The organism is Streptomyces sp. NPDC057900, assembly GCF_042887885.1.
In the GTDB taxonomy this organism is placed as follows: domain Bacteria; phylum Actinomycetota; class Actinomycetes; order Streptomycetales; family Streptomycetaceae; genus Streptomyces.
In genome coordinates this window covers 1-17,046 of sequence record NZ_JBHVOI010000025.1, presented here as the reverse complement: position 1 = coordinate 17,046, position 17,046 = coordinate 1, and the positions used below count along the sequence as shown (strand labels likewise).

General features: G+C 70.9%; 11 protein-coding genes. 5 read left to right on the top strand and 6 right to left on the bottom strand.

Translation table 11 applies throughout. From position 1 onward, the window contains the following. Positions 1 to 95: 95 nt before the first annotated feature. Positions 96 to 3,965: an endo-alpha-N-acetylgalactosaminidase family protein gene (locus tag ACFVQ0_RS36870; RefSeq protein WP_390093561.1), complete on the bottom strand. Its 3,870-nt coding sequence runs from the start codon at positions 3,963 to 3,965 to the stop codon at positions 96 to 98. Between the two features lie 435 nt (positions 3,966 to 4,400). Here ACFVQ0_RS36870 and ACFVQ0_RS36865 point away from each other — a divergent pair, with 435 nt between their 5' ends. Continuing rightward, complete coding sequence (locus tag ACFVQ0_RS36865) at positions 4,401 to 5,624, top strand: glycoside hydrolase family 64 protein (protein WP_390093560.1); 1,224 nt, start codon at positions 4,401 to 4,403, stop codon at positions 5,622 to 5,624. A 463-nt stretch (positions 5,625 to 6,087) separates the two neighbouring features. Further along, positions 6,088 to 6,738, top strand: a complete 651-nt coding sequence (locus ACFVQ0_RS36860; RefSeq protein WP_390093559.1) for a peptidoglycan-binding protein — start codon at positions 6,088 to 6,090, stop codon at positions 6,736 to 6,738. A gap of 80 nt (positions 6,739 to 6,818) precedes the next feature. Here ACFVQ0_RS36860 and ACFVQ0_RS36855 read toward each other — a convergent pair whose 3' ends face one another. Genes ACFVQ0_RS36855 through ACFVQ0_RS36835 form a run of 5 tightly spaced genes read right to left on the bottom strand, consistent with a single transcriptional unit; the run spans position 6,819 to position 13,177 of the window. Continuing rightward, positions 6,819 to 7,754, bottom strand: a complete 936-nt coding sequence (locus ACFVQ0_RS36855) for an ROK family protein (RefSeq protein WP_390093558.1) — start codon at positions 7,752 to 7,754, stop codon at positions 6,819 to 6,821. Continuing rightward, positions 7,751 to 9,460, bottom strand: coding sequence for a dipeptide ABC transporter ATP-binding protein (locus ACFVQ0_RS36850; protein ID WP_390093557.1), 1,710 nt, complete (start codon positions 9,458 to 9,460; stop codon positions 7,751 to 7,753). The genes ACFVQ0_RS36855 and ACFVQ0_RS36850 overlap by 4 nt, the downstream gene beginning before the upstream one ends. Then, entirely contained in the window at positions 9,457 to 10,353 is an 897-nt protein-coding gene (locus tag ACFVQ0_RS36845; protein WP_327339209.1) for an ABC transporter permease, read from the bottom strand. The genes ACFVQ0_RS36850 and ACFVQ0_RS36845 overlap by 4 nt, the downstream gene beginning before the upstream one ends. Further along, positions 10,350 to 11,309 (bottom strand): ABC transporter permease, encoded by a 960-nt coding sequence (locus ACFVQ0_RS36840; RefSeq protein WP_073738710.1) that lies wholly within the window; start codon positions 11,307 to 11,309, stop codon positions 10,350 to 10,352. The genes ACFVQ0_RS36845 and ACFVQ0_RS36840 overlap by 4 nt, the downstream gene beginning before the upstream one ends. 50 nt (positions 11,310 to 11,359) lie before the next feature. Beyond that, positions 11,360 to 13,177 (bottom strand): peptide ABC transporter substrate-binding protein, encoded by a 1,818-nt coding sequence (locus ACFVQ0_RS36835; RefSeq protein ID WP_390093556.1) that lies wholly within the window; start codon positions 13,175 to 13,177, stop codon positions 11,360 to 11,362. A gap of 287 nt (positions 13,178 to 13,464) precedes the next feature. Between ACFVQ0_RS36835 and ACFVQ0_RS36830 the strand changes: the two genes are divergently transcribed. From ACFVQ0_RS36830 to ACFVQ0_RS36820, 3 genes are read left to right on the top strand one after another with little or no spacing between them, the layout of a single operon-like run. Continuing rightward, entirely contained in the window at positions 13,465 to 14,685 is a 1,221-nt protein-coding gene (locus tag ACFVQ0_RS36830; protein ID WP_390093555.1) for an ROK family protein, read from the top strand. 23 nt (positions 14,686 to 14,708) lie between these two features. After that, on the top strand, positions 14,709 to 16,232 hold the full coding sequence (locus ACFVQ0_RS36825; RefSeq protein ID WP_390093554.1) for a M81 family metallopeptidase: 1,524 nt from the start codon (positions 14,709 to 14,711) through the stop codon (positions 16,230 to 16,232). Further along, entirely contained in the window at positions 16,229 to 16,984 is a 756-nt protein-coding gene (locus tag ACFVQ0_RS36820; protein ID WP_390093553.1) for a copper homeostasis protein CutC, read from the top strand. Before ACFVQ0_RS36825 ends, ACFVQ0_RS36820 begins: the two co-directional genes overlap by 4 nt. The last annotated feature ends 62 nt before the right edge of the window (positions 16,985 to 17,046 follow it).

The following is a 17,046-nucleotide window of genomic DNA, read 5'->3' as shown; positions in this document are numbered from 1 at the left end:
AGAGGGCCGGACGGGGTTTGGTCTAGCACGCGCTTACTACGACGGGGAAGGGGGCGGACCGATGACGGCCCGCCCCCTTCCCCTCCCGGTGCCGGTCAGCTTCCGCAGTGGAAGCGGGCGCTGCCCCAGTCGGCGTGGTCGTTGCCGTTGCCGTCGCCGCCGTCACCGACGATCAGTTCGGCGTACTTGGCGCCGGTGACGTCCGCCGTCAGCGACCAGGCGGAGTCGGCGGCCTTGAGGACCGGCGACTTCACCTTCTCCGTGCCGTCGGCCGTCACGGAGAACTGCACGCTGCCGGCGCTCTTCTGCACGTCGTCCACGCCCACCTCGGCGGTGAACGAGGTGCACCTGCCGCCCAGGTAGTAGCGGACCTTCGCGGGTGCGTGGGTGCCGAGGCCCTTCTCGTGGACCGCTCCGCCGATGGTCAGCGGGGTGCCGTCGCCGGTGCCGGTCTCGCCGTTGGAGAGGTCGCGCTCGACCGGTCCCCAGCCGTTCTCGGAGGCCGTCCAGTCCAGGTCACTGGCCCAGCTGTCGGTGGTGGGCGGCGGCGGCAGCGTCCGCACCGAGGTCTGCGCGCCGAGCTTCCGCTGCCCGCCGCCGACCGTGTACGCCGCCTCGGAGCTCAGCTGGTACGTCTGGTACTTGGCGTCGACCGGCGGGGTGACCTGCCAGCTTCCGGTGACCTTCGCACCGGCCGCGACCGAGTCGAAGGTGACCGGGCCCGCGGGCTCGGCCTTCCAGCCCTCGGGGACGGTCAGGTCCACCGAGACCCCGGTGACGTCGGTGGCCTCGTAGTTGGTGAAGCTCGCCTTCACGGTGTTGGCGGTGCCCGGCTCCAGGGTCTGTGCGGCCGGCTGGACGGTGAGCGTGCCGCAGGCGGCCCGCTCACCCTCGGGCGCCTTGCCGAGGTCGGTCACGGTGAAGCCGTCGAGGGTGAAGTCGGCGCCCTCGGGGGCGTCGTCGCGCTTGCGCAGACCGGTCCAGGTGTCGCCGCAGCCCGCCGTGACGGTCTCGGTGAAGTGCCCGGTGGTGTGCTGGGCGCCGATGGCGGTGGACCGGGTCTGTACGGAGCCGGGCTTGCCGTCCGCGGTGATCCGGTCGTAGCCGTCGACCCACTCGTAGGCGCCGGCGTGGCTGGACTGGTAGTCGTACTCGACCTTGTAGCGGTGGCCGTCGGCCATCGGCACGGTCCAGGGAGCGGTCCGGTAGACGATCCCGGCGTTCTCCTCGTGGGCCTTCAGCGACTCGCCGCCGCCGAGCACGTCATCGATCAGCTTGCCGTTCCAGCCGGCCTGGGTGTAGGGGGCGTGCAGCTGGGAGATGCTGGTGCGGGGGTCGGTGTCGCCGCCCGCGTCGCCCTTGAGGAAGGGGCCCCAGCCCTGGTCGACGTCCTCGAAGTCCTCGTACACGACGGTGTTCTTCTTGGTGGCGGGGGCGTTGGCGACGACGCGTACGTCATCGACGCGGACGGTCGCCGCGCTGCCCTTGGCGGCTTCGACGCGCAGGGTGGTGCGGCCGCCCGCGGGGGCGGTGAAGTTCACCTTGGCCCGCTGGAAGTAGCTGCCGTGCCAGTCGGACGCGGCGACCTGGTCCTTGGCGGTGGAGCGGTCCACGGCGACGGACTTGCCGCCGGCCGACAGCGTGGTGTGCCGGGTCTTTCCGGGCTGGACCTCGATCAGCGCGGAGGCGGTGTAGCGCGCGCCGGGCTTCAGTCCGCCGATGGACTGGGAGAGCGCGGCGGTGCCGGTGCCGGAGAGCTTCGCGCTGTTGCGGCCCTGGCTGTCGGTGTCGCGGACGGCGGTGCCGGTCTTCGACCAGTCGGACAGCCCGCTGTCGTTGAAGCCGGGGTCCTCGACCGGGGTGCCCTCGCCCCACTTGGCGTCGGCGGCCTTCGGCGCCTTGTCCGGGTAGAGGACGTACGGCTGCCCGGCCTCGGCCTTCAGCGTGACCTTCCCGTCCACGGGACGGACGGTTCCGGTCCTGACGCGGCCGTTGTCGGTCAGCTTGTAGACGGTGTACGTGCCCCTGGAGGGCACCGCCCAGCTGCTCGTACCGCCCGACTGGCTGTAGTGGTAGAGCTTCTTGCCGCCGTCCCACGGGAGCAGGTAGTCGGTGCCGCTGAGCACCTTGCGGCCGTGGTCGTAGAAGGTCCGCTTCCCGTCCTCGACCGTGCCGCTCACGCCGCCGGTGAAGGTGATGTCGTTGCCGTTCCAGCGGGTGATCTTCTGCTGCTGGAGGTACTTGGCGGGCAGGTTGCGCTGCCAGATGTTGTCGTAGAAGGCGTTCCAGTCGGTCTCGCCGGTCCAGCCCTCGAACTCGTCGATGGCGCTCTGGCCGAGGACCGGGTCGTTGTTCCAGACGTCCTTCTCGTCGTTGCGGATGAACCGGATGATCTGCGAGTTGAGGCCCTTGTTGGTGGCGCCGCCGTAGTCGAGGTCATTGGCCCAGTGCGACCAGAGGGAGCCGCGCTCGAACTTGTCGGCCCACTCGCTGGAGACGTTCCAGCCCTGCTTCTGGAGGGACTGGAGGGTCTTGTCCGCGATCCAGCCGTGCGTGTAGTAGACGTCGATGTACAGCATGCTGAGGTTGCTGTCCGTCTCGTCGCGCAGCTGCTGGAAGCGCTTGGCCAGGTCGCCGCTGTTGATGTCGCGGCGCTGGTCGATGTAGTAGCTCTGGTTCAGCCAGTTCCAGCCGGGGCTGGACTTGTCGACGAGCTTCTCGTCGAACGCCTTCGCCTCCGGGTAGGCCTCGGTGGCGTTGACGTGGACGCCGAAGGTGGCGCCCCACTTCTTGCCGTCCTTCAGGAGCTCGTTGAGGTCCTTGAGCCCGCCGGCGCGCTTGTTGTAGTTGCCGCCGTAGTCGGGGTGGGCGGAGTCGTGGCCCTCGGAGGCGTACCCCTTGAGCAGCGCGAACTGTCCGAGGCCGTCCGTGGAGAGGGAGATCCGCTTGACGTCGTCGAGGGTGCGCAGGAAGGGGTGGGTGGCCTGGCTGGCGAAGTTGAACGGGATGTGGGTGACGACCCGGTCCGCGGTGTCCTCGCTGCCCGGTGCGACCACGCCGATGGAGCGGAAGGCGACGGCGCCGTCCTGCCAGTCGACGGTCTTGTCGCCGTTGGCGTCGGGCGTGACGACGACCTTCGCCCAGGGCAGGTTGTCGCCGCTCTCCGGCTTCGGGGCGCCCTCGCCCCGGTAGGTCCACTGGCCGGACCAGACGCCGACCCGGGTGGATCCGTCGTCGGCCTTGCGGGCCTGGTGCCAGAAGCGGGCGTCGTCGCCGCCGGTGGCGCCGGCGGGCTTGTCGTACGAGGAGTTGGACTCGACGGCGGCCGCGAGCGATCCGGTGTTGACGATCGCGTAGGTGGCGCCGAGCGGCGCGGCGTCCGCCTTGGTGGCGTCGGTGACCTTGGCGAAGACGTCGGCGGTCCTCGTCGAGTCGGGGTCGAGCTTGGTGAAGGCGGTGGCGGCCCCGGCGTCGGTGCTGGCGACGGAGACGAGGTCGTGGCCGGGGATGTCGATCGTGCCGACCCGGAACGCGGCGGTGTCGCGGACGGCGGTCACCTTGAAGGTGGTGGCGCGTCCGGAGACCGAGAGCGAGGCGTCGATCTCGACGCCGGGCAGATCCGCGAAGGTCAGCGTGTAGCGGGCGGCCGACTTGGTGATCCTGGGCGCGCCCTTCAGCTTCACGTCGTGGGCGGTGCCGTTGAGGGTGACGGCGGTGACCGGCCGGGTGGAGCCGGACAGCTGGTTCCCGGAGGCCCGGTCGGTGTACGTCAGGACGCGCGGGAAGTCGTCCGCGACGGCGACGGCGAGCTGGGCGGAGGCGATGACGGCGCCCGCCGGGACGGCCGATTCGGCCGCGGCGGGCGCGGGGGCGGCGGCTGAGGCGGGGAGGGCGGTCCCCACCAGAGCCAGGACGGCGGCTGAGGCGGCGGCAGCAGCGCCCGCCGTAGTGAATCTTGGCGACATGTGCTCTGCGTAGTCGCCGTGTCCGGACACCGTCAACGGCGTACGACTCCGAGGGCCTCTCCAGTCCAACAACCGCTCCGCGTAAGTCCAAGTAGGCCCACGTGGGACGCGTGGGAAGCGGTACCGGCCGCGTGTTCAGATGTTGATCACGGTGGCCGGTCGCGGACCGGACGGCCCCACCAAGTAGCCACTCGGAGCGTCGAGTTGTGAAGACCTTCGATATTTGAGAGCGCTCTCAGTCACAAGTCTTGACGGTCGCTGCCGCCCTCGCGAGAGTGGTGCGCACCGCGGACGCGCTTGTTCCACCTCCCCGCACCTCCCCGCCCCGCCGCGCCGTCCGCGACCCTCCTGTCCCCCACCGTTCACCAGCCCCCACACACCTCCCCACATCCCCGCATCTCCACATCCCACCCCCCACGCCTCAGGAGTCCTCTCGTGATTTCGCGCCGACTGTTCCTGACGGGCGGCATCGCCGCCTCCGCGACCGCACTCACCTACCCCGTCTGGGGGAGCGCGCTCAGCCCGAGCGCCTCCGCGTCCGCCGCGACCTGCGAACTGGCCCTGGAGAACAAGTCCCTGTCGGGCAAGGTCAACGCCTACGTCACCGGCCACGAGCAGGGCACCGACCAGTGGGTGCTGCTGCGGGCCGACGGCAGCGTCTACCACCCCGAGTCCCCGGCGGCCCCGCAGACCCCGCTGCCGGTGGACTGCGCCATCCCGCTGAACGCGGCGGGCGGCGCGCCCGTCGTGGTCACGCTCCCCCAGATGTACGGGGCGCGGGTCTACTTCGTGCACGACGACACCCTGGACTTCTTCCTCAACCCGGGCCCCGCCCTCGTCGAACCGGCCTTCGCCACGCCCACGGACGTGAACTACGGGCGCACCTGGTCGTTCTGCGAGTTCACCTTCAACCCGCAGCAGCTGTACGCGAACATCAGCTACGTCGACCTGGTGACCGCGCTGCCGATCGGCCTGACCCTCCAGGGCGACACCACGCACACCGTGGCCCCGCTCCCGGACGGCGCGGTCCAGAGGATCGCCGACGACCTCACCGCCCAGGCCGCCGCCGACGGGCAGCCGTGGGACCAGCTGGTGAAGCGCGGTTCCGACGGCAACGTACTGCGGGTCATCTCGCCGCAGAACCTGATGGCGTCGTCCGGCGGCGGCGACATGCCCTTCGGGAACCTGTTCACCTCACAGGTCGACGAGGTCTGGGAGAAGTACCGCTCGACGGACCTGCGGATCGACCTCCAGGGCGGTCGCGGCGTCCTCGCCGGACGGGTCAGCGGCGACACCCTGACCTTCGACGGCGGGCACACCTTCTCCAAGCCCACCTCGCAGGACATCTTCACCTGCAACGGCGGCCCGTTCGCCAACAACCCGGCGGACAACGACGACAAGAAGGCCCTGCTGGCCCGGATCGCGGCCGGCTTCAACCGCTCGATCATGCTCAGTCACCCTGACCAGCCGAACGGCACCACGGTGGCGGACTACTACAAGGGCGATGTGACCAACCACTGGTCGCGGATCGTGCACGCCAACAGCCCGATCGGCTACGCGTTCCCGTACGACGACGTACGCCCCGACGGCGAACCGGACGTCTCGGGTGCCGCGAACGACGGCAACCCGACGCGCTTCACCGTGAGCGTCGGCTCCTGAACTCCCCCACAGAGACCGGCAGTGCCCCCGTCCGGGCGGGACGGGGGCCCTGCCCTGTGCGGGCCCGTACGGACACGGCCTGAAAGCGGGCGCCGAAACGGTGCCGCAGCCCGCCGTCCGGGGCGCGGTCCGTGGTGCAGCCGGACAGGAGCGCGGCGCATCCCACGCAGACGAACACCGTCCAGCGGGTGATCTGATTCATCAGCCCATTCCCATCGGCTCGCGAACACCCGTCTCATAAACAGGCGTTCATATAAAGCACTTACGACAACGGGCAACAAATGGGAATTGATCCATTGGTCGAACCGGTGACGGCGCACACCCACCGGCCTCGAATTCCGTTCCTTTCCCGGTAGCCGCCGGCTCCCCTACCTGGGAGGACGGGTCATTCATCGCGGCTCGCCAACTCGCCTTACGAACAGGGTCCTTGACGCCACATCGCGGTCCGCGACACCGTGCCGTCATGCGACAGAAGAGAATGGCTCAGCTGGTGGCCGCGGTCGTGGCCACCGCCGGAATACTCTTTTCCGTTCCGGCCACCGCCCAGGCGGCACCCACCCCCCACCACGGCCTGCGTTCGTTCCAGGCGGCTCACGGGCTCCGGCCCACCGGTACGGTCGACGCGGCGACCGCCCGGTCGCTCCGGGCGGCTCCGGACAGCGAACTGCGGACGGTCTTCACGGTCGCCGCAGACCTCGGGCCGGACGAGCTCGCCAACGCCCGGACCGTCATCGGCGTCGGCAAGGGCGCCCAGATCCCCGAGCAGGGGCAGGTCATCGCGCTGATGACGGCCATGCAGGAATCGAAGTTCGTCAACTACCTGACCCCGGTCGACCACGACTCGCTCGGCATCTTCCAGCAGCGGCCCAGCACCGGCTGGGGCACCCCGGAACAGATCACGGACGTCCCCACGTCGTCCAAGTCCTTCTACGGGGTGGCACCGTTCGGCAGCAATCCTGGCCTGATCCAGATCGCGAACTGGCAGAACAGGCCGCCGGGCGAGGTGTGCCAGGCCGTGCAGGTGTCGGCCTTCCCCGACGCCTACGCCCAGTGGGAGCAGTTCGCCCGCGACCTGCTGGCCCAGGAGAGCCCCACCGTCGACCCGATCTACTGAGGCCCCTACCCCACCGCTCCCCCCATGCACAGGCGCCCCCGTCCTTCCGGACGGGGGCGCCTGTGTGTGCGGGCGGGGGCTCAGACCGGGGAGCCCACCGCGAGTTCCCGCCGGGCCCGTGCCGCGGCGCCGACCGGTACGGCGTCGGCGCCCAGGCCGGACCTGACCAGCCGGACGGGGTGACCGCTCACCGGCGGTTCCTCGGCCAGCGACGCGTCGATGACCGGGCCCAGCAGCGGCCAGGCGTGGCTGACCCCGCCGCCCACGACCACCGTCGTGATGTCGACGACGCCCGCCGTCATCACGATGGCCCGAGCGATGCCGGCACCGGCGGCCCGGTACACCGCTAGGGCGTCCCCGTCACCGCGCTCCGCCGCCCCCGCGACCTCGCGGGCGGTCAGCCGGCGGCCGGTGCGCTCCGTGTAGCGGGCGCCGATGGAGCGGCCGGCGGCCAGGGTCTCCAGGTGCCCGCGCCCGCCGCACGAGCAGAGCAGGTCGCCGAAGCCGGGGATGTGCCCGATCTCGCCGGCCGCGCCGTGCGGGCCGGTGAACAGCCTGCCACCGCTCCACAGCGCGCCGCCGACGCCGGTGCCGAGGGTGATGCCGAGGACGTCCGGCTCGTCCCGGACCGCGCCGCCCGACGTCTCCCCGTACAGGAAGGCGTTGACGTCGTTGTCCAGGAAGGCCGGGACGCCCAGCGCGTCCTGGACGGCGTCCGTCACCCCGAAACCGGCCCAGCCGGTGAAGGAGTCGCTGGCCACCAGGATGTGACCGGTACCGGAGTCCACGACACCCGCGGCGCCGACCCCGCAGCCGGTGAGCCGCCCGTGGGTGCGCTCCAGCAGCGGGGTCAGCGCGTCCAGGGCCGCGCGGATCATGGCCGGGCCGCCGTGCGCCGCCGGGGTGGCGGTCTCGGCCCGGTCCAGGACGGTGAGGTCCTCGTCGCACAGGACCACCTGTGTGGTGGTGCCGCCGATGTCCACGCCCGCGAAGAGCGTGCGGTCGTACGGGTTCATGCCCGGTCCTCCGTCCGGCCGGCCGAGAGTGCGGCCAGGCGCTCGGCCCTGCGGCCGCGCTGGATCACCGGGTCCGGCACCGGTACGGCGGCCAGCAGGCCGCGCGTGTAGTCGGTCTCCGGGTGCAGGAGGGTCGCCCCGGTGGGGCCCTGCTCCTGGATCCGGCCACCCCGCAGCACGACGACGCGCTGCGCGAAGTGCTGGACGACGGCCAGGTCGTGCGAGACGAAGAGGCAGGCGAACCCGAGCTCGTCCTGGAGCTCGGAGATCACTTCCAGTACGGCCTGCTGCACGCTCACGTCGAGCGCGCTGGTGGGTTCGTCGGCGACCAGCAGCCGTGGCTCAAGGACCAGCGCGCGGGCGAGGCTCACCCGCTGGCGCTGACCGCCGGACAGCTCCCGGGGGGCCCGGTCCGCGACCTCGCGCGGCAGCCGGACGCGGTCGAGGATGGCGGCCACCTTGCTCCGGCGGTCCTTGGCGGAGATGCCCCGGTGGTGGACCCTGAGCGGCTCGGCGACGCATTCGCCGACCGTCATCCGGGCGTCCAGCGAGGCGACCGGGTCCTGGAGGACGACGCCGATGCCGGCCCGCAGCGCGCGCCGGGCCCGGGAGCGGGTGCGCGCCAGGTCCGTGCCGAACAGGGAGACCGTGCCGGAACTCGGCGCGATCAGACCGAGCGCGACCCGGGATGCGGTGGACTTGCCGGAACCCGACTCGCCCACCAGCCCCAGGGTCTGGCCGGGGTGCACGGCGAACGAGACACCGTCCAGCGCCCGCACGGCGTTCCTGCCCCGGCCGAAGTCCACGCAGACATCGCGGAGTTCGGCCACCGGCTCGGCGTCCGGGCTCGCGCTGGAGGCGGCCGGGGCCGCCTGTCCCGCCTCGGCCACGGAGAGCCGGGGCACGGCGGCCAGCAGGCGGCGGGTGTAGTCGTGGGACGGCCGCAGGAGCACGTCCTCGACCGGTCCGGTCTCCACGATCTCGCCCCGGTACATCACGGCGACCCGGTCAGCGAAGTCCGCGACGACACCCATGTTGTGGGTGACCAGCAGGACGCCGGTACCGGTCTCCGCGGCGAGCCGGCGCAGCAGGTCGAGGATCTCGGCCTGCACCGTGACGTCCAGCGCGGTGGTCGGCTCGTCCGCGATCAGCAGGGCCGGGTTGTTGGCGATGGCCATCGCGATGACGACGCGCTGGCGCTGCCCGCCGGAGAGCTGGAAGGGATAGGCCGTGGCCCGCTTCTCCGGTTCGGGGATGCCGACCTTGCGCAGGAGCGCGACGGCCTCCGCGGCGGCTTCCTTGGCGGGGATCTCGCGGTGGTTGCGGATCACCTCGGCGATCTGCCTGCCGACACGGGTCAGTGGGTCGAGGGCGGTGGCCGGTTCCTGGAAGACCATGGAGGCGGTCCGGCCGCGCAGCGAGGCGAGGTCGCTCTCGCGGGCGCCGACCACCTGGGTGCCCGCGATGACGGCGCTGCCGGTGGATCGGGCGTTGCCGGTCAGCAGGCCCATCGCGGCGAGCGCGATGGTGGACTTGCCGGAGCCCGACTCGCCGACCAGGGCGAGCGTCTCGCCGGGCCGGACGTGCAGGGAGACACCCCGGACGGCCGGCACCTCGCCGGTCTCCGTGGTGAAGACGACGCCGAGGTCGTCGAGTTCGAGTATCGGTCCGGCCGGCGTTGCGGCGGGACCCTTGGTGACGGTCATCCGCGTCCCCTCACGTCGAATGCGTCGCGGAGCCCGTCCCCGATCGCGTTGAACGCCCAGACCACCAGGATGATGGCCAGGCCCGGCGGAATGATGAGCCACCAGTAGCCGGAGTACGCGGCGGTGAGACCGGCCGACAGCATGCCGCCCCAGTCGGTGGCCGGGGGCTGGACGCCCAGGCCCAGGTAGGAGACGTAGGCGATGAGCAGGATGGCGTCGGCGATCTGGAAGGTGGCCGCGACGATGATGGTGGAGACCGAGTTCGGCAGGATGTGCCGGATGATGGCCCGGCCGTGCGTCCCGCCGATCGCCCGGAGCGTCAGCACGTAGTCGCGGTTCTTCAGGCTCAGCGTCTCCGCCCTGATCAGGCGCGACGGCACCAGCCAGGAGACGAAGCCCAGGATGACGATCATTCCCGTCAGGTCCGGGGTGGTGATCGCCGAGACGACCAGCAGGATGAAGAGCGCCGGGATCGCGATCCCGGCGTCCACGACGCGCATCATGACCGCGTCGACCCAGCCGCCCGCGTAGCCGGCGACGGCGCCCCACAGGGTGCCGATGACAGTGGCCAGCACGCCCGCGGCGAGACCGACGATCAGCGACACCTTGCCGCCGTACATGAGCCGGCCCAGCACGTCGTGGCCGACGGCGTCGGTGCCCAGCCAGTGCGAGCCGCTGGGCGCGAGGTTGACCTGCTGGAGCATCGTGTGGGTCTGGTCCGTGGAGTACACCAGCGGACCGACGAAGCAGAACAGGAAGAAGAAGGCCACCACGCCGAGTCCGACCACGGCGAGCCGGTTGCGGCGGAAGCGGCGCAGCGCGAGGCGGGAGCCCGACGCCGCGGGGGCGGTGGCCGTGGCGGGCACCTGGCCCGGCTGGATGACGGCGCTCATGCCCGGCCTGCCTTCACTCGGGGGTCGATGACACGCTGGACGATGTCGGCGAGGAGCGTGCCGGTCACCGTGGCGACCGCGATGACGAGCACGCAGCCCAGGAGCACCGGGTAGTCGGAGGACTGGGCGGCGGTCCAGAAGAGCAGTCCCATGCCGGGGTAGTTGAAGAGCTGCTCGACCACCAGCGCGCCGCCGAACAGCACCGGCACGTAGTAGCCGAGCATGGCGACCACGGGCGTCAGCGAGTTGCGGAACACATGGCGCCACAGGAGGGCGCGGGAGCGGGTTCCGCCGGCCCGCGCCGTCCTGACGTAGTCCTCGGAGAGGTTCTCCAGGGTGGCCGCCCGCATGTAGCGGCTGAACACCGCGATCATCGAGGCGGCGCCCGCGACCACCGGCAGGACCAGTGCCTGCGGATCGGAGATCACCTGGGCGAGCGTGTCGCCCTGTGGTGCCTGGGAGGGGAACCACGGCAGCGTCTGGCTGAACACCAGCACCAGGATCAGCCCGAGGAAGTACACGGGCGTGGAGTAGGCGATGAAGCTCAGCGTGGTGATGACGTAGTCCGCCGGCTTGTTGCGCCGCATGGCCTGCCACATGCCCAGCGGGATCGCCAGCACCAGGCCGACGACCGCCGACAGGACGGTGAGCAGCAGGGTCTTCGGCAGCCGCTCGGTGATGAGCTGGGAGACCGGCTCGTTGAGGGTGTACGAGGTCCCGAAGTCGCCGTGCAGCAGCTGGTTCAGGTAGTAGAAGTACTGCACGGGCAGCGGCTTGTCGAGGCCCTGTTCGTGGTTGAAGGACGTGATCTGCTGCGGGGTGGCCTGCGGGCCGAGGATCCCGCGTGCGGGACCCCCGGGCAGGGCGTGCAGCAGACCGAAGACCACGATCGTCACGATGACGATCACCACGACGGCCTGGAGGACCCGCCTGATCAGGTAAGAGGAAGTGCTCATGTGTATTCCGGTCGCTTCGGCTCAGTGATGCGCATGGTCGCCAACCGGGCTTACTTGTTGGTCCACTTCCACATGGCGGGGTGGAAGTTGGCCAGCGAGTCCTGGGCGAAGCCGCCGAGGCCGCTCTTGACCACGGAGACCTGGTAGTCGGGTTCCGGCAGCCAGACCACCGGAAGGTCCTCGGCCAGGGCGGCGCTGTACTTCTGCATGGCGACGGCGGAGGAGTCGGTGGTGGTCTCGCCGATCAGCTTGTCCACGGCGGGGTTGGTGTAGCTGCCGAAGTTGGAGGCGCCGCCGGTGGCGAAGAGGGAGTCACCGCTCGGGTAGGCCGGGAAGTACCAGCTGCCCGCGCTGCCGAAGAAGGAGAGCTGCCACTTGCAGCCGGAATCGCCGGCCTTGCACTGGCCTGCCTGCGCGAGAACCGAGTTGACCGGCGCGGTCTTGATGGAGAAGCCGATGCCGGACTTGGCGAAGGACGACTGGAGGGCGCTCATCAGGTTGTCGGTCACGGTCGAGCCGGACTGCGACAGCACCTGCATCTGGAACTTCGTGCCCTTGTCGACCCCGGCGCCGCACTGGTCGTCGCCGCTGCCCGGGTGGGTGCAGACCATGGTGGAGCCCTGCTGGGTCCAGCCGTGGTCGGTGAGCAGCTTCTTCGCCTTGGCGGTGGAGAAGGGGTACGGGTTGTTCTTCTGCTTCGCGGAGACGAAGGCGGAGGTCTGGCCCTGCGGGACGGGTCCGTAGGTCGAGACGGCGGTGCCGTTGAAGATCACCTTGGAGAGGGTCGCCTGGTCCACCGACATCTGGATCGCCTGGCGGGCGTAGAGCTGCTTGAAGACCGGGCCCATGGTGGGGTTGTTGAAGTTGTAGGGCATGTACGTGATCGCCCAGCCGGCCCACGGCTTGAGGGTGTAGCCCTTGGCGGTGAAGGACGCTTCCTGGCTGAGGTTGGTGGCGTTGATGTAGCCGTAGTCGACCGTGCCGGCGCGGAGTGCGTTCTCCTCGGCGTCCGCGGTGGTGAACGGGAGCAGGTTCACCGTCTTGATGTTGGCCTTGCCGCCGCCGTCGTACTTGGCGTTGGCCAGGAGCTGCACCTTGCCCGCCGTCGAGAACGACTTGATGGTGTACGGGCCGCTGACCGTCTTCCAGAGCGGGTCGGTGGCGTAACCGGAGATCTTCTTGGCGGCGGTGTTGAGGTACGCCCAGACCTTCTTGGCGCCCGCGGGGGTGAGGTCGAGGTCCGACACCTTGCCCGCGTCGCTGGTCTTGTCCCAGACGTGCTGCGGCATCGGGCGGATCATGCTCAGCTCGTTGGCGAGCATCCACTGCGTGTTGTACGCCTTGTCGAACGTGATCGTGAAGTGCGTGTCGTCCACGATCTTCAGCGAGGTCCAGTTGTCCGGCGCCTTGCCCGGGCTGTAGCTGGCCCAGTCGCCCTTGTTGGCCTTGACCAGGTTGAACCAGAACTGCACGTCGCGCGAGGTGATCTTCTCGCCGTCGCTCCAGTGCCGGTCGCCGAGGGTGATCTTGACGCTCTTGCTGTCCTTCGCGAAGTCGGCGCCGGTGGCCAGCGAGTTGTTCTTGTTCCAGCCGACCTTGCCGGTGGAGCCGTCGTACGCGATCAGCGGTTCCCAGAGGGACTGGGATATGGAGGCGTTGTTGGTGTTCAGGTGGGAGGCGGTACCGACCGGGAGGATCCAGTTCGGTGTGAAGTTCGCCGGCAGCGCGTAGTTGATGCTGTCCTTCGAGCCGGCCCCGGACGAGGTCGTGCCCCCGCCGGAACAGCCGGACAGCAGAACGGCCGCCGTGGTGGCGACGCCCGCGGTGAGGGCCCAGCGGCGGCTGTTCGCCGTGCGGGTAAGGATCATGACTCTCCTCGGAGTGAAAGGGCCCGCAGCCGCTCAGGGGGGTCGGCGCTGCGTTCACGACAGCTAACGCCGCCATTGCCGAAGAAACAAACAAGAATTAATAACAAGTAAGTTACTGCACTTTCGACGAAAGCCCTCTCGTCCCATTTGGCCCGACAAATTGGGGTGCTTTGGGGTGATATAGGGGATTTTACGGGTGACGTACTTCCTTCACGACGCTGTTCCCCTGTGCGAAGTGCGGGCGTATCGTCTTCGCCACCTACCCCGTTGCGGAAGTAACTTTGTACATGACTGGAATAAGTGCGTGGGACCGCAAGGCCACGAAAGGGACCCCGTCCCTCGCCGTGCGGGTCCTGGAACTCGTCGCATCGGGCGAGGCGACGTCACGTACCGAACTCGCCAGACGCCTCGGGGCCGCCGCCTCCACCGTCTCGCTCACCGTGGGGCATCTGGTGGACCGCGGCCTGGTCGCGGAGGAGGGCACCCAGTCCTCCACCGGCGGACGCCCCCGCAAGGCGCTGAGGATCGGGAGCCGTGACGAGTTCGCCGTCGCCGCCGACCTCGGCGGCCGGCACGCCAGGATCGGCGTGGTGCTTCCGGGCGGCGGCCTGACCGACGTCTCCACGGTCCCCTTCCTGATCGCCGACGGCCCGGAGGCGGCTCTGCCCCGGCTGGCCGAGGCCCTGGAAGCGCTGGCGGAACAGCGCGGCCCCGGCCGCCTGCGCGGGGTCGGGCTCTCGCTGCCCGGACCCGTGGACATCGCCTCCGGTTCCGTCGTACGGCCCTCCCGGATGCCCGGCTGGAACCGCTTCCCGGTCGCCGCCTGGCTGGAGGAGCGCTTCGGGGTCCCGGCGGCCGTGGACAACGACGCCAACTGCATGGCGGTCGGGGAACACACCGTCCGGCTCGACGGGAACGCCCCGACGATCATGGTGAAGATCGGCTCCGCGATCGGCGCGGGCGTGATGGCCGAGGGGCGTCTCTACCGGGGCGCGACCGGCGCCGCTGGGGACATCACCCACATCCGGATCGACGCGGGTGCCGGCATCCCCTGCTCCTGCGGCAACACCGGCTGCCTGGAGACCGTGGCGTCCGGCGCCGCGCTGGTCCGCATCCTGCGCGAGCGCGGGGCCGATGTGAGCAGCACGGAGGACGTGGCCCGACTGGCCCTGGACGGCGATCCGCTGGCCACCCGCACGGTCCGCAGGGCCGGCGACTACCTGGGCCAGGTGCTGGCCGCCAACGTCAACTTCTTCAACCCGGACGCCGTCTACCTCGGCGGCATCCTCTCCACCCTGGAGCAGTTCGTCGCCGCGGTGCGCAGCCGGCTCTACGAGAGCTGCCACCCGCTCGTCACCGAGCACCTCACCATCGAGCGGACCAGGCTCGGCGCGGACGCCGGACTGGTCGGCGCCGGGCAGTTCGCCCTGCAACGCGCCCTGGCCCAAGCCCTGCACGAGGTGGGCGGAGCCGAACGGTTCGGCACTCTCGCCCCCCGTCACGTCTGATACCCGACCCCCTACGAGGAGCCATGTCGCAATCCCGCACCGCCGCATCCCGCCCGGTCATCGCCATCGCTGGGCTCGGCATCGAGTCCTCCACCTTCTCCCCCGCCCGGACCGGGGCCGCCGCCTTCCACCCCTCGCGCGGCGCCGAGGTGCTGGACCGCTACCCCTTCCTGGCCGCCGGTGAGGAACTGCGCGAGGCGGCCGACTGGCACGGCGCCCTGGTCGGCAAGTCGTTGCCGGGCGGCACCGTCACCGCCGAGGCCTGGATCGAGCTGACCGACGAGCTGATCGAACGGCTCGCCGCGCTGCCCCGCCCGGACGGCCTCTGGTACGACATTCACGGCGCGATGACCGTGGAGGGCATCGACGACGCCGAGGTGGTCCTGCTGGACCGCATCCGCGCGACCGTCGGCCCCGACGTCATCATCTCCACCTCGATGGACCTGCACGGCAACGTCTCCCGCGAGCTCGTCCACGGCAGCGACCTGATCACCTGCTACCGGATGGCCCCGCACGAGGACCACATGGAGACCAAGGAGCGGGCCGTCCGCAACCTGGTGGAGCTGCTGACCTCCGGCGCGCCCCGCCCGGTCAAGGCCTGGGTGCCGGTGCCGGTGCTGCTGGCCGGCGAGCAGACCTCCACCCGGATCGAGCCCGCCAGGAGCGTGTACGCGGCGGTGGACGGCGTCGAGGCCATGGACGGCGTGACCGACGCCGCGATCTGGGTCGGCTACGCCTGGGCCGACGAACCCCGCAACCGCGCCGTCGTGGTGGTCACCGGCACCGACCGGGCCGCGGTGTCCGCCGGTGCGGAGCGGCTGGCCGAGGGATTCTGGAAGGCCCGCGACGACTTCGACTTCGTCGCCCCGACCGGCACCTTCGACGGAATCCTGGACGAGGCCCTGGGCTCGGACCAGCGCCCGTACTTCATCAGCGACACCGGGGACAACCCGACCGCCGGCGGTTCCGGTGACATGACCTGGGGGCTGACCCGGCTGCTGGCCCGCCCGGAGTTCCAGAAGGACGACGGCCCGGTCGTCATCTACGCCTCCGTGCCGGGCCCGACGGCCGTCGCGACGGCCGTCGCCGCCGGGGTCGGCGCCACCGTCACGGTCACCGCCGGGGCGGAGGTGGACGACCGGCACGCGGGCCCGGTGACCCTGACCGGCACGGTGCACTCCGTCCGGCACGGCGACCGCGACGCCCGGACCGAGGTCGTGATCCGGGTCGGCAGTGTGTACGCGATCCTCACGGAGCTCCGTAAGCCCTACCACCACGAGGCCGACTTCACCGGCCTCGGCCTCGACCCGCGCGGCGCCGACGTCGTGATCGTGAAGATCGGCTACCTGGAGCCCGAGCTCTTCGACATGTCGGTCGGCTGGAAGATGGCGCTCACCCCCGGCGGTGTGGACCAGGACCTGGTGCGCCTGGGCCACCACCGCATCCGCCGCCCGATGTTCCCGTTCGACCGGGAGATGGCGGACCCGGACCTGTCGGCCCGCGTCATCCCCGCCTCCGACCAGCCGCTGACCGGGGACGACGAGTGACCGCCCGTCCCCCCCTGGAGATCGCCGTCACCTCACCGGCAGGCGCCCGCGCCGCCAGGGAGAACGGCGCGGACCGGGTCGAGCTCTGCACCGCGCTGGAGCTGGGCGGACTGACCCCGTCGGCCGCGCTGGTCGAGGCGGTCGCGGCCGAGGGGCTGCCGGCGCAGGTGCTGGTCAGGTGCCGGCCCGGCGACTTCGTCCACGACGCGGAGGAGATCGCGCTGATGGCCGCGGAGGTGCGGTCCGTCATCGCCTCCGGCGCCGCCGGGGTGGTCATCGGCGCGCTCACCGCGGACGGCGCCCTGGACACGGACGCGGTCGCCCGGCTCGCCGACGCGGCCCGCGCCTCGGGCCGCCCGGTGGAGGTGACCCTGCACCGGGCCGTCGACCAGTCCGCGGACCCGGTGGCCACCGCCGCGCTGCTGCCCTCGCTCGGTCTGACCAGGGTCCTCACCTCGGGCGGCGCACCGGCCGCGGCCGACGGACTGGAGACGATCACCGCCATGGTCGCCGCCGCACCCGGCGTACAGGTGATGGCCGGTGGCGGTGTGCGCCTCTCCGACATCCCGGCGCTGGCCTCCGCCGGCGTCGCCTCCGTCCACCTCTCCGCCAAGACCCGCGCCCCGCGCCGGCTCGGCGGCAGCTGGATACCGCTCGGCGCGGGCGGGGCGTCGGCCGAGCAGGACACCCACTTCGTCACCGACCCCGAGGTCGTCGCCGGGGCGCGACGGGCCCTGGACGCGGTGGGCTGAGCACCGCGCCCACGCATGACGGCGCCCCCGCCCGGGATTCCGGGGGGGGGCGCCGTCATGCG

What these genes read in the sequence shown, in the direction of transcription:
- ACFVQ0_RS36870 (WP_390093561.1), bottom strand. Translation starts at nt 3,965, where the DNA reads ATGTCGCCAAGATTCACTACGGCGGGCGCTGCTGCCGCCGCCTCAGCC.
- ACFVQ0_RS36860 (WP_390093559.1), top strand. Translation starts at nt 6,088, where the DNA reads ATGCGACAGAAGAGAATGGCTCAGCTGGTGGCCGCGGTCGTGGCCACC.
- ACFVQ0_RS36855 (WP_390093558.1), bottom strand. Translation starts at nt 7,754, where the DNA reads ATGAACCCGTACGACCGCACGCTCTTCGCGGGCGTGGACATCGGCGGC.
- ACFVQ0_RS36850 (WP_390093557.1), bottom strand. Translation starts at nt 9,460, where the DNA reads ATGACCGTCACCAAGGGTCCCGCCGCAACGCCGGCCGGACCGATACTC.
- ACFVQ0_RS36845 (WP_327339209.1), bottom strand. Translation starts at nt 10,353, where the DNA reads ATGAGCGCCGTCATCCAGCCGGGCCAGGTGCCCGCCACGGCCACCGCC.
- ACFVQ0_RS36840 (WP_073738710.1), bottom strand. Translation starts at nt 11,309, where the DNA reads ATGAGCACTTCCTCTTACCTGATCAGGCGGGTCCTCCAGGCCGTCGTG.
- ACFVQ0_RS36835 (WP_390093556.1), bottom strand. Translation starts at nt 13,177, where the DNA reads ATGATCCTTACCCGCACGGCGAACAGCCGCCGCTGGGCCCTCACCGCG.
- ACFVQ0_RS36830 (WP_390093555.1), top strand. Translation starts at nt 13,465, where the DNA reads ATGACTGGAATAAGTGCGTGGGACCGCAAGGCCACGAAAGGGACCCCG.
- ACFVQ0_RS36825 (WP_390093554.1), top strand. Translation starts at nt 14,709, where the DNA reads ATGTCGCAATCCCGCACCGCCGCATCCCGCCCGGTCATCGCCATCGCT.